Below are 13,095 nucleotides of genomic sequence, written 5' to 3' on the forward strand. Positions count from 1 at the left end.
ACAGCAAGAAGAGCCCGTCGCTCGGCTGGCGCTTTACCGACGCCTGGCTCTCGATCGCCGGCGTAGGAGACACCGGCCTCCCGAACGGGAAGCCCGTTGATGAATGGGGCATTCGGGTCGAGGACCGCATTCCAGTGGGCTCGACCGTCAACCGTGGAGGCGCCACGAACGGCCCGGCCGCATACTACGCGACCCGCAAGTACCTCGAGTGGATTGAGAAGTACGCCCCACCGTACGCCACGTCGATGCGCTGGTCGGAAGCCGGCCCGGTGCCTTCCCGCGGGACGGTGGCGCAGCGCGCCTTCCAGTACATTACCTTCCTCTCCGCCGATGCCTTCACCTCTCCAGACTCCAAAGTGACGGACGATGAGGGCAATCCGAAGTGGCGGATGGCCCCCACGCCCCACGGTCGCTACTGGGACGAAGGCATGAAGGTGGGCTACCAGGATGCGGGCAGTTGGACAATTCCGAAGCAAACGACCGGCAAGAAACGCAAGGCCGCCTGGCTGTGGGCCCAGTTCGCCTCCTCGAAGACGGTATCCCTCAAGAAGTTCAACGTCGGAAACACCCCGGTCCGAAGCTCGACCGTAAACTCGGCGTACTGGGAGAAGCATGAGGGCGAGCTTGGCGGGCTAATCACCTTTTACACCTCTCCGGTGGAAGACCAGTGGACGGATACGGGCAAGAACGTGCCCCACTATCCCCTCCTCGCCGAGCAGTGGTGGAAACAGGTTGCTCAGGCCGCAACGGGATCGAAGACGGTGAAGCAGGCCATGAACGACCTGGCCAAAATCCAGAACTCGTTGATGCAGCGCCTGCGCATGTCGCAGTACTCGCCGAAGCTCAATCCGAAGCGATCGCGCGAGTATTGGCTTGACCAACCGGGATCTCCGAAGGCGAAACGGCCGCCTGAGGATCCGGTGACGGTCCCGTACAATGAGCTCATTCAGCAGTGGGAGCAGCAGACCGAAACTGCGGAAGGAGAAGAGTAAGTGTCTCCTGTCGCATGCCCTCCCCCGGCCACAGCGGAACGCTGTGGTCGGGGGGATGGGGGGTGGCTTCTGTCTCCGGGCCCCGTCCATACGGTCATTTCGACGCGAAGGTCGAAATCGGACACGACCACCCACCAGCATCTCGGAGGCGTAGGGTTCGGGTTGTCATGAGCCCTTCTAAGAACAGCAGTGCTACCTTCAAACCCCTTCTATAGCTCTACTCACAACTTCACGAAGCCCATGAATCATATTCTACGGATTAGCGCGGCCGTTCTCACTGTTCTTTTCATCGGGGCCGCCATTCCTGCACAGGCACAGATGGAGGACGACGAGGAGTTTCCAACGGTCGACTTTTCGGTCAACCTTATGCAGTCGGGTCAGGCCCTCACCGTGGATGACAACAATCCATACTCGCGCCCAGAATTGGACGGGAGCCACTCAGGCTTCCACCAGGTCCGGGCGGGCCTGACCGTCAACGCCCAGTTTTCGGAGCGGGTGAGCGGCCTTCTCAACATCGAGGCCGAGCCCAATGACTTCGGTCAGAATGGCTTTTCCCCGGAGATCGACCTGGTCTTTATCGACCTGGCCCTCACCGACGGGCTCACGTTGCGGACCGGCACCCCGGTAACAGGACTGCTAAACTTCCGCGGGTTCTCAGACGGTCCGGCAGTGCAAGGAAATCCACTGATCGGCAATTCGCCCGCCGACATGATTACCGCCGCCCACGGCATCCAACTTCTCGGAAGCTACGATGCATTTGGCTTTGATGTCACGATCAACCGGAGCTTCGCGGAGGGCTTCACCTCGCAGCGGACGGGGGTTAACGTTATCGCGAAGGCCCGGTTCACAGGATCCGACCGGTTCCAATTCGGCGGCGGGTTCGCCACGCATACCGGAGAGGGCGTTCCTCCCAATGGAGATCAGTTAGGCTCCCCGGGTGTGGTGTTCGCCAATGGGGACCGTGAGAACTACAACTTTCCGGGGACAGGTATCAACTCGACCGAGACCCACGTGAATATGCCGGCCGGGACCATCTTCCAGGCGGACAGCAAGATCAACGTCGCCGGTCTCAGTAACGACCTCTGGGTGGGATACGCCACGGAGAGTGATTTCTCTCCGTACGGGGGAGATTCTTTCAGCGCGTTGTTTCTGGGTCTCGGGACGAAAATCCCCTTCAATGAAAGCTTTTACGCAGCAGGGCGGTTCACCTACGTTGGGGACCAGTCAGAAGCAGTTAGCAACAGTGACCATACGGCCGTGAGCCGCATTCAGGTTGGCTTCGGATATCAGGTTCTCGAGAGGGCGCTCTTCAAGGCGGAGTACGTCCGTCAGGTAGAAGGGGCCGACACCGCCCTCAGCAGAATCGGCAACAACTGGTCCGGGGTCACCGCGGAGCTTTCAGTGGCGTTCTAAGGGATGTTCTCCGGATCTTTTCGCCACCGTGCAGAAGCCCAGGGGGCGCTTCTGGACGGCTCTGGGGCCGCCACCTCGGGGGGTGGGGGCCTCAGTGCTGTCCGGCCGGTTGAGAAGAGCCTCCCTGGGTTCGCCTGCGGGCTGCCTACGCCGGGGCTTTCCAGTCGGCCCCTAACTTGTGCTACACTCCGATTGATCGTTCACTACTTTCCCTCTTCCCATGAAACGAAGCCAGAGCATCCAAGCCCTCGAAGCGCGGCAAGAGCCGTGGGATTTCGTGATTATTGGCGGGGGGGCCACGGGGCTTGGGTGTGCCCTAGAGGCGGCCGCTCGGGGCTACGATCCGCTCCTGCTTGAGATGCACGACTTCGCGAAGGCCACGTCGAGCCGCTCGACCAAGCTCGTGCACGGAGGCGTGCGGTACCTGCAGCAGGGGAATATTTCGCTCGTGCAGGAAGCGTTGCAGGAGCGGGGGATTATGCAACAGAACGCGCCCCACCTCGTCCACAACCAGTCGTTTGTGGTGCCCAACTACGACTGGTGGGAAGGCCCGTACTACGGGATCGGGATGAAGGTCTACAACCTGCTCGCTGGGCAGCAGAAATTTGGCCGATCACGACACCTCAGCCGCGAGGCGACCCTTGAGCACCTTCCGACGGTTGAGCCGAACGGGCTTCGGGGGGGTGTTCTCTACTACGATGGACAGTTCGACGACGCCCGGATGGCCGTGAACGTGGCCCAAACCGCCACGGAGCAGGGCGGCGTGGCCATCAACTACATGAAGGTGACGGACCTGACGAAGACCAACGGGACGGTCGACGGAGTGGTGGCCCGCTGCCAGGAAACAGGGACGGAGTTCCAGATTAGGGGGCGATCGGTCATCAACGCTACGGGCATCTTCACGGACACGGTGCGGCAGATGGACGATCCCAACGCCCGCCGTACCCTCCGCCCCAGCCGGGGAACCCACATCGTGCTCGACAAGTCGTTTCTTCCCGGCGAGAGCGCAATCATGGTGCCGGAGACGGACGATGGACGTGTGCTTTTTGCCATCCCCTGGAGCGATCGCGTGGTTGTCGGGACGACCGAGGCCTCTGTCGACGAGGTTAGCCTCGAACCGCAACCCGATCCAGAGGAGCTGTCATTTCTCCTCGAGCACGCGCAGCGCTACCTCGTCGGGGATCCGGGCCCTGAGGATGTCCTCAGCGTATTCGCCGGCATCCGTCCCCTCGTCGCTCCCGCCGACAGTCACGCCGAGGAGACGGCAGAGATCTCGCGGGAGCATCAGCTGGACGTCTCTGAGAGTGGACTCGTCACCATCTCCGGCGGAAAGTGGACGACCTACCGGAAAATGGCGGAGGATACCATTGATCGGGCCGCGGAGCACGCGGATTTTCACAGGCGCCCCTCTCCCACCCGTAACCTGAACATTCACGGCTGGCACGCGCACTCGGAGCAGTTTGGCGACCTGGCCCCTTACGGCTCCGATGCAATTCCGCTCCGCGACCTGATGCGGCAGCGGCCGGCGCTCCGTGAACCCCTCGATGAGCGCCTCCCGATTCGGGGCGCTCAGGTGGTGTGGGCCACCCGCCACGAGATGGCCCGGACCGTGGAGGACGTGCTTGCCCGCCGCACCCGCTGCCTTCTAATGGACGCAGAGGCAAGTCTTGACGTGGCCCCGAAAGTTGCCCGCCTCATGGCAGAGGAACGGGACTTGCCCTCTTCCTGGGCCGAGAAGCAGGTGGACGCCTACCGGGAGCTGGCCTGTTGCTACCAGATGCCATCCAGTGTCTCGTAGTTGGCACCAGACGTCGAGGCGCAGGGTGGCCAAGCGCCCCCTTTGCCTCAGGACTCCTTCCCTCCTCCAACTCTCATGGTGTCCTTGCACGCAGTGCCCTGCACCCGTGGCAGCCCACGAAGGATGTGCCCCCACTCACGTGGAAACACATCTCTCTTGGTAGACTGCTGCGGCAAGCATACACACAGGGATGATTAGAAGATACCAGGTGAAACATCGCCCTGCACTCTCCAGACTCCGCCGCTCTTCAGCAGCTTCATGTCTCGCATGCGTCTGGCGGCCAGTCCGCTGTGGTCTCCTTCGTAGAGCCACAGAACCTGTACCGTCGCGTTGCTTCCGTTAACCTTCAGCTCCTCGAAGCTGAGAAGGGACTGGACATTCCCCTGTATCTCGCAGTTTTCGGGCCGGGCATTCTTGAAAATCTGTCCAGTGCAACTCAAGAATGAGCCCTCCACACCGGACGGTTTGTTCAGGGCCCCGGCGAGCCCTTTTGCGGCGCGAATGGTCGCCCGCGACGCATCACGCTTGTAGCTGCCGACCGGCCACGTGATCGCGAACGCCTCCGGATCGACCCTCTGCTCGGAAGAACACCCTACGCAGTGATTACGGCGTATGTCACGACGGGTCATCTCGATACTCTGGTCCAAAACCCCCGCAAGTTCCTTCACGTGGTGGGACTTCACGGGGAGACTGTCAGGGTAGTGGCGCACAAACTGATTTTCCCGGATCCACTCGGTTGCGGCACGGGCCACCTGTACAGCCTCAGTCTCAGCCTGCATCTCCTTCTTGGAATCGGCCCCGACCCGATCCTGACAGCCACCAGTCGCGAGGAGAAGTGCCGTCGAGAAGGCCAAGATGGTCAAATGCTTCCGCAGAGTCATTTTACTTGGGTGGTGTTGTGCGAGCGATCGCGGGAGCCAGCGGAGGTGATTTTCCCCTCAATTCGTTCCGTCTTCAGTGATTCACTTCCCCACGAGATCGTCTGCACCCGGGTCCTTTTTGCCTAGTTGAACGTGCGCAACTTCGTGTATGAGAACGTCGCCGGTCGCTGAATCGCTTTGCCCCAGTTTTAAGGATATCCCCTCAAAATGTACGCGCACCCCTTTGTGCTATCCCAACGCGTTAGTCCCATCGTGGAATGAGAGCGTTTTATGCCTGGCGTATTTTTCCGTCCAGTACTTGAGTTTTGCGCAGTCTGAGTTACTGTTCAAAGCCTTCGAGTCGAACTGGTCTTTGGCCCAGCCCCAGACCTGTCCTCTCACGTAGAAAGCTATGTTATCGATGCTGTTGCAATAGGTGTTAGGCTCGGGGCACGGTTGCCCCCCCTGGCAACCCCCGTAGCGCCGAACAGAAGGAAGAAAGCGAGAAGCGGCGATTATTATCCCTTCCATACTCGCTTTGTCGTGTTTTTTATCCATAAAATCAAAAGCAGGCCTCAGCTTCCGCCTGGCAAATATTGAAAATGGCGTAACTACTGCAAGGAGTAGACCAGTTCCCGATCCCCGCAACGAAGTGTAGGACTCATGCCTCCGAGATACGACTTCGCGCAGGCGATGCCCCCCTCGGTGGAGGCCATCAAGGACGATTCTTCCCGATCAGGGGTTCTCGGATCGTCCTCCATCATCGGCGGGATTGCCGGCGTGGCGGGCGGCGCCACGTGCGTGACCGTAAGTCTGACAGACCCGGCAAAACACCCGACGCCCTCGACCCTCGTCGGAGCCACGTCGGTCGCCCTTGGGACCTGGAGCTTAGTCGCGGCCCTCCGGAACGGCGAGGCTTCGCTCCCTTCCTCGCCCCCGGCCTCGGCCCACAGCAACTGGAGCTGGAAAATTGTCCCCACGACGATCACGACGGTAGAGGGATCGACGCAGCCGGGCGTCCGGGCCAGGGTCCAATTTTAGTCTTCCGTCGCGGATCAGCCGGGGTCCGTTCTACGGGGGAGGCTCAGGTGAGGGCCTACGCGGAGGGGACGGTCGGCCGCTGCGGCCTCTGCCTGCTGCTGATCATGGTCCTCGCTGGTTGTGAAATCAAGCTGCCCCCCGAAGGCCAGTCGCGCGAAAGCGCCGCTTCGAACATCCGCGAGGCCGTCTTCTACCGCCTACTCAGAACGGCCTGTGCTATAGCAAAGTATGTGCAGTGCCCTCGAAATAAGCCTCGTATCAGAAACACGCCCACTTCGTCGCTCTGAGCTTGACTCAGAGCCCATCTGACGATCGCCGAGCCCTCCCCGTCTGGCTGGATGGGCTCCAGAGCACGTCTGGAGCGACGAAGGTAACCATTTCTGGCGGCAAGGGGGCTATAACGGGAACGACGAGGCACTGGATGTCCGGACGTGGCCAGACAGCACGTCCGAGGTGCCCGGTGCGTGCAGGGAACCTCTCCACTTTGTTCCCGGCCGGACGCTAGGCATCTATCTCCGGTGCTCCGGTTCGGGGCTGCGCCGCGGCGAAGAGCAATAGTCCCGCCGCCACGGACACATTGAGCGACTCGACAGGGCCGCGCAGTGGAATGGAGACGAGTTCGTCGCAGGCGTCTACCACGTTCGGCGCCAGGCCCTCCCCTTCGCTCCCCAGTACGATCGCGACGGGGCGGTCCCAGTCGCCCTCCCAGAGCGTCGTCTCCGCGGATCCCTCCGCCCCATACACGAAGTACCCACGCTCCTTGAGCCGGGTGAGCATCTGGGCGAGGTCGTCGGTCCGGGCGATCGGGATGCGCGGGGCCGTGCCCGCACTCGCCTTGATGGCGGCGGCGTTGAGGGGCGCCATCTCGCGCGACGGCACGATCACGCCGTCGGTCCCCGCCGCCACGGCGCTCCGCAGAATCGCCCCAAAGTTGCGCGGATCCGTGACCCGGTCCACGACGAGGAGGAGCGGCTTCTTCGTCTGCACGGCGTCCCAGGTCGGGGCAATGTCAGACAGCATCTCGTCGACCTCCCGGTAGCGAATCGGGGCCGTGATGGCCACCACGCCCTGGTGCGCCGCCCCATCCGCCTCGTGCCGGAGCCGCGCGGCGGGCACGTACTGCACAGGAATCCCTCGATCCTCAGCGGCCGACCGGATGGCTCCGATCCGCGATCCACTCGCGTCCTGCTCCAGCATCACCTTTTCCACCCCCACGTCCCCTCGTTCCAGCAGTTCGAGGACGGGCTGGCGGCCGATAAGGGTGGAGGTATCATCTTCACTCACAGGTCGATCGAATCAGCTTATATGAGGACGGGAGTCTACCGGGCACACTTCGGCGGGCAAACCTCCGGGCGGTGAGGAGGATTCGTCCTGCCGGTCTCCTTTCACTGTTCTTCGCTCAGGCCCAGGCGAGCAGGCCTCTGCAAGATGGCGATTGCACGCGAGGACCGGGATCGTTAGTGTGTACGGTGCAACGGAGACGCAACCTCTGCGTTTGAGCTGCAAGCGTGCTATTCCCCTCCTTCTACCCCCATGCCTCCCACTGCCCCCGGACGCACCGCGGTCTTCGTCGACGGTTGTCGCCTTCCTTTCCAACGCTCCGGCACCGGCTACGAAGACCTCATGGCCTACGACATGGGCCGCATGGTGCTTAGGGGCCTCCTGACCCGGACGGGCCTCCCCGCCGATCGCGTAGAGCGTGTCGTGATGGGCACGGTGGTACAAGACGTGAACACGAGCAATGTGGCCCGCGAATCGGCCCTCGCCGCCGGCCTCCCCAGCAGCGTGCCCGCCTTCACGGTCTCGATGGCGTGTATCTCCAGCAATCAGGCCATCACGAGCGGGATGGACCTCCTCCGGACCGGTCAGGCCGACGTCATGATTGCGGGCGGCACCGAAACCCTGAGCGATCCGCCCGTCCGGCTGCGGCGCCCCGTTCGGAAGCGGCTCTTTGGGGCCCGAAACGCAAAAAATACCGCCGATTACCTCGAACTCCTGCAGGGACTGAGCCCGGGCGATTTGCTTCCCGAAACGCCCTCCATCGCCGAATTCTCCACCGACGAGGTCATGGGCGAGAGCGCGGACCGGCTCGCCGCGATGTTCGGCATCTCGCGGAAGGTGCAGGACGAGTATGCCCTGCGCTCCCACCGGCGGGCCGCCGAAGCGCGCGACGACGGCCGGCTCGACGAAGAACTCTACCCCGCGACGGTGCCCCCGGACTTCGAGCCCATCACTGCCGACAACGTGATTCGGGACGACACGTCGATGGAGAAGCTCCGGGACCTCCCGCCCGCCTTCGTGAAGCCGTTCGGGACCATCACCGCTGGTAGCTCGTCGGCCCTCACGGACGGGGCCTCCGCAACCCTCCTCATGGCGGAGGGAGTGGCGGAGGCCGAGGGGTTTGCCCCCCGCGCCGCACTGCGAACGTACACCTACGTGGCCCAGGACCCGAAGACGGAGCTCCTCCTGGGGCCGGCCTACGCCATTCCGGAGGTGCTCGACGAGGCCGGGCTTAGCCTCGACGACATCGACGTGATCGAGCTCCATGAGGCGTTTGCGGGACAGGTTCTGGCCGTGCTCGAAGCGCTCCGCTCCCAAACGTTCGCGGAGGAGCACCTGAACCGCAGCGACCCGGTGGGGGAGGTGGACATGGATCGCCTCAACGCGCGGGGCGGCTCCCTCTCCCTAGGACATCCCTTTGGGGCCACCGGGGCCCGACTCGTGATGAGCGCCGTGAACCGCCTGCACGACGAAGGGGGCCGCTGGGCCCTCGTGTCGGCCTGTGCCGCTGGCGGGCAGGGCCACGCCCTGCTCGTCGAGCGTCTCGGATAGTCTCCTCTTCGGTCCCCCCCTCCCACGTGCATCCAGCCCATGCCCGACCGCATCGACCTGTCGACGAACCTGCTGACGCTCGGAATCGACGAGAGCGGCGTCGCAACCCTCCAGATCGGTGATCCTACCGCGTCGGTGAACAAGATCTCCTGGACCATGCTGGACGCCTTCTCCGAGGCGCTGGACGTGGTGGAGACGCGCTCAGACCTGACGGGCCTGGTCTTTGCGAGCGACAAGCCCGAGTCCTTCATCGCGGGCGCCGACCTGGAAATGGTGAAGAGCTTTGAGATCCCGGCGGAGGCCCGCCGGCTGAGTCGAGAGGCCCACGCATTGGGCACCCGGGTTCGGGACCTCAACCTTCCGACCGTCGCTGCGATTCACGGCTCGGCGATGGGCGGCGGGCTGGAGCTGGCCCTCACCTGCGACTACCGGATCGCCTCCACCGCCGACTCGACGAAGATGGCCCTGCCGGAGGTCCAACTGGGCCTGTTGCCGGGCGGCGGCGGGACGCAGCTTCTCCCCCGCCTCGTGGGCCTGCAGCAGGCCCTTCCCCTCCTGCTCACCGGCAAGAACACGTACCCGGAGAAGGCGAAGCGGATGGGGCTCGTCGACACGCTCATCCACCCTCCGGGGCTGGTGGGTGCAGCCCAGCGGGCGGCGCGTCAGCTCGCAGACGGTGAGCTCAACGTCGACCGCGATGGCCAGTCGTGGGGCGATCGGCTCCTGGAGGGAAATCCCGTGAGCCGCCGCCTCATTTATCGCCAGGCCGCCCAGCGCATGGAGGCGCGCACACACGGCAACTATCCGGCGCCCCCCCGCATCCTCGACGCTGTCCGGACCGGCCTGGAAGAGGGCCTCGACGCTGGACTAGACGCCGAACGCCGCCACTTTGGTGAACTGGTGTTCACGCCCGAATCGCAGGCAATGGTCCGCCTCTTTTTCGCCAAGCAACAGGGAGAGGAAAACCCGTGGGCCGAACACGCCCGTCCCGTCGACACCGTCGGGGTGCTCGGGGCCGGACTCATGGGAGTCGGCATCGCCCAGGTGACGGCCGAGAACGGGATGGACGTCGTCTTGAAGGACCAGACGCTAGAGCTCGCCGCGTCGGGCAAGAAAAAGGTGTGGGAGGCGGTCTCAACTCAGGCCGACAAGGGCATCATCAACTCGTTCACGCGGGACCAGATTACCGAGCGGGTGGTGCCCACGGCCGACTACGCTCCCCTCCACGCGGCCGACCTCGTCATCGAGGCGGTGCCGGAGGACCTCTCCCTCAAGCATCAGGTGTTCTCGGAGGTGGAAGACCATGTGGCCGCGGACACAGTGCTTGCGACCAACACCTCCGCCCTGCCTATCGCCGACATCGCGGAGGCGGTCGACCGGCCGGACCGGGTCCTCGGGATGCACTACTTTTCCCCCGTCCCGGACATCCCGCTCTTGGAAATCATCAGGACCGACGATACGTCGGACGAGGCGTTGGCGACGGCCTACGAGGCCGGCCTGGCGCAGGACAAGACCGTCATCGTGGTGAACGATGGCCCGGGCTTCTACACGACCCGCATCCTGGGCCTCTACATGAACGAGGCCCTGCTCCTCTTCGACGCGGGGGCCGACGTCGAGGCGGTCGACGCGGCGATGAAGGACGCCGGGTTTCCGATGGGGCCGTTCGAGCTCTTCGATCTCGTGGGGCTGGACGTGGCGGCCAAGATTACGGACGTGATGGGGGAGGCCCTCTCCGAGGAGCGCGTCGAGATCAGCGACAGCGCCGGCCGCCTTGCCGAGGCCGACCTGCTGGGGCAGAAGACGAACCGTGGCTTTTACGAGTACGACGCGGACGACGAGTCGGACGACAAAGACCCGGACGGCGTGAACGACGCTGTCTACCACTACGCCAGCGCCCCGGCCCGCTCCACGCCCCCGGCAGAGACCGTGCAGGACCGCCTCCTCCTCATGATGGTGAACGAGTCCGTGCGGTGCCTGGAGGACGAGGTGCTCCGCGCGCCCATCGACGGCGACCTGGGCGCGGTGTTTGGGCTCGGCTTTCCCCCCTTCCTGGGCGGCCCCTTCCGCCACGTCGACCGCGAGGGCGCCGGTGCGATCGTGAACACCCTGAACCGCCTAGCTGATCAGCACGGCGATCGATTTCAGCCCGCTGAGCGCCTCCGCACCCACGCGTCGAAGACCACCCTCTTCTACGAGTAGAATCACATCGCCACGCGGCCCTACATCGCCGAAGTGTGCCCTACGCATCGCAATCCGTCGCAACCGGCCCGACGCATGCCCTCCTCCCCATCGGTCGCCGAATTGCAAGAGGCCCTCTCCTCCCCCGCGGCGTATCCGCACGACCCGGAGCGGATCGAATTCAAGCAGACCCACATCTCGCTGATCGCGCTCGCCCCACCGCGGGTGTACAAGATCAAGAAGCCGGTCTCGCTCGCCTACCTCGACTTCTCCACCCTAGAGCGCCGCCGCCACTTCTGCGAGAAGGAGGTGCACCTCAACCAGCGCCTCGCCCCGAACACCTACGAGGACGTCGTGCCCATTGTCCGGACCGACGAGGGCCTCCGTGTGGAGGGCGATTCCGACGCGGGCACGGTCGTGGAGGTGGCCGTGAAGATGCGGTACCTGGAGCCGAGCCAGTTTTTGGACGCGCGCCTGGCGCGGGGCGCGGCGTCCGAGGCGGACATCGACCGGCTCGTCCGCACGCTCTGTGCGTTCTACCAGTCCCGCCCGTCGCCCCCCGAGGTGGCGGAGGCGGGCCGAATCGGGCGGCTTCGGGCGGTGACGGAAGGAAACTTCGAGGAGGCCGAGGGGCACGTGGGCTCCCTCCTGTCCCGCCCGGCCCACGAGGCCCTCCAGTTCTACGCCGACCGGTTTTACGACCAGTACGCCGCCCTCCTTCACCGCCGCCGCGCCGGGGGCTTTATCGTGGAGGGACACGGCGACCTGCGGCTGGAGCATGTCCACGTGACCGACGAGCGGGTTGCCCTCTTCGACTGCATCGAGTTCAACGAGGAGTTTCGCTACCTCGACGTGGCCAACGACGTGGCGTTCCTGGCGATGGACCTCGACGTGCACGGCCACCCGGGGCTGTCGCGCCGCTTCGTGAACCGGATGGCACAGGGCCTGGGCGACCCCGACCTGCACCGACTCCTTCCCTTCTACAAGAGTCAGCGCGCGCAGGTGCGAGGCAAGGTGGGCGGGCTGCGGGCGGCCGAGGACGAGGTGCCGCCCCGCGAGCGAGCGCGCAGCCGGGCCGAGGCCCGGCACCACTACCAGTGGGCGCTCCGCTACGCCGTCGCCGGGAATGAGCCGCTCGTGGTGGTCGTCATGGGCCGCCCCGGCACTGGCAAGAGCACGCAGGCCGAGGCAGTGGCGGAGACCCTGGGCTGGCCCCACCTCGCCTCCGACCGCATCCGGAAGACCCGCGCAGGCGTACCGCTCGTGGGTCGGGCCGACGCCGAGACGCGCGAGCGGCTCTACACCGACGCCCTAACGGAGGCGACCTACGCCACACTTCGCACCCGCGCCCGCCAGCGGGCCCGTCGCCACCGCGGCACGGTGCTCGACGCCACGTTTAGCCGCGTTGCGCAGCGGGAGCGGCTGCGGACCGCCCTCCGCGCGGCGGACGTGCCCTACGTGTTCGTGGAGCTGACGGCCGAGGACGACACCCTAAAACGGCGCCTGCGCCGACGCACCCGCGAAGAGGCCACCGCCTCCGACGCGCGGGCCAGCGACTTCGAGATGCTCACCGACCGCTACGAGGCGCCCGACGCCCTGGAGGACCCGCGCCACGTCCAGATCGACACCGAGGACGCCCCCGACCAGACGACGCTCGAGATTTTGAAGGCGCTGATTCGACTGGCGGACTGAGGCCGTCGCGGATCATGGCCGGCGCCCGATTTCCGGATGGGTAGAGTCAAGCTGCCGGAGAAAATTGTGACACCGCAGCAGTTGGCGCGAGTCGCTGCGCCTGCTCTCTCCCGGTTCCAGTGGGCTTGATCTGTACGGGGAAACGCTGTATCCTAATAATTCCGACCGACCTGTTGTCATAACGTGTTATGCGGAAGCGTTCGGCCTATCGCTCCTCGCGGATTCGATAACTACCTGACTTGACGGGAGTTATGCCGATTCCGGTTTCGTATTATGCCGAACGCTTCCG

General features: G+C 64.4%; 8 protein-coding genes and 1 pseudogene. 7 read left to right on the forward strand and 2 right to left on the reverse strand.

Annotated elements, in window-relative coordinates:
- The 3 genes and pseudogenes from ABEL04_RS01985 to ABEL04_RS01995 form a co-directional block, all read left to right on the forward strand.
- Positions 1-992 (forward strand): annotated as a pseudogene (locus ABEL04_RS01985) (carbohydrate ABC transporter substrate-binding protein); the annotation flags it as partial.
- 240 nt (positions 993-1,232) lie between these two features.
- On the forward strand, positions 1,233-2,405 hold the full coding sequence (locus tag ABEL04_RS01990) for a hypothetical protein (protein ID WP_375800699.1): 1,173 nt from the start codon (positions 1,233-1,235) through the stop codon (positions 2,403-2,405).
- A gap of 220 nt (positions 2,406-2,625) precedes the next feature.
- Positions 2,626-4,203, forward strand: a complete 1,578-nt coding sequence (locus ABEL04_RS01995; RefSeq protein WP_375800700.1) for an FAD-dependent oxidoreductase — start codon at positions 2,626-2,628, stop codon at positions 4,201-4,203.
- A 194-nt stretch (positions 4,204-4,397) separates the two neighbouring features.
- On the opposite strand, the gene ABEL04_RS02000 is transcribed toward ABEL04_RS01995, so the two are convergent.
- Positions 4,398-5,084, reverse strand: a complete 687-nt coding sequence (locus ABEL04_RS02000) for a hypothetical protein (protein WP_375800701.1) — start codon at positions 5,082-5,084, stop codon at positions 4,398-4,400.
- A 642-nt stretch (positions 5,085-5,726) separates the two neighbouring features.
- Here ABEL04_RS02000 and ABEL04_RS02005 point away from each other — a divergent pair.
- A complete protein-coding gene (locus tag ABEL04_RS02005) occupies positions 5,727-6,104 on the forward strand; it encodes a hypothetical protein (protein WP_375800702.1) in 378 nt (125 codons plus the stop codon).
- 501 nt (positions 6,105-6,605) lie between these two features.
- On the opposite strand, the gene rlmB is transcribed toward ABEL04_RS02005, so the two are convergent.
- On the reverse strand, positions 6,606-7,388 hold the full coding sequence (gene rlmB / locus ABEL04_RS02010; RefSeq protein ID WP_375800703.1) for a 23S rRNA (guanosine(2251)-2'-O)-methyltransferase RlmB: 783 nt from the start codon (positions 7,386-7,388) through the stop codon (positions 6,606-6,608).
- A gap of 249 nt (positions 7,389-7,637) precedes the next feature.
- On the opposite strand from rlmB, the gene ABEL04_RS02015 reads away from it, so the two are divergent.
- The 3 genes from ABEL04_RS02015 (at position 7,638) to ABEL04_RS02025 (ending at position 12,806) form a co-directional block, all read left to right on the forward strand.
- Positions 7,638-8,936 (forward strand): acetyl-CoA C-acyltransferase, encoded by a 1,299-nt coding sequence (locus tag ABEL04_RS02015; protein ID WP_375800704.1) that lies wholly within the window; start codon positions 7,638-7,640, stop codon positions 8,934-8,936.
- Positions 8,937-8,975: 39 nt separating this feature from the next.
- Positions 8,976-11,135 (forward strand): 3-hydroxyacyl-CoA dehydrogenase NAD-binding domain-containing protein, encoded by a 2,160-nt coding sequence (locus ABEL04_RS02020; RefSeq protein WP_375800705.1) that lies wholly within the window; start codon positions 8,976-8,978, stop codon positions 11,133-11,135.
- Between the two features lie 75 nt (positions 11,136-11,210).
- Complete coding sequence (locus ABEL04_RS02025; protein WP_375800706.1) at positions 11,211-12,806, forward strand: nucleoside monophosphate kinase; 1,596 nt, start codon at positions 11,211-11,213, stop codon at positions 12,804-12,806.
- Positions 12,807-13,095 lie beyond the last annotated feature (289 nt).

Source organism: Salinibacter sp. (assembly GCF_042218895.1).
Classification (GTDB): Bacteria; Bacteroidota; Rhodothermia; order Rhodothermales; family Salinibacteraceae; genus Salinibacter.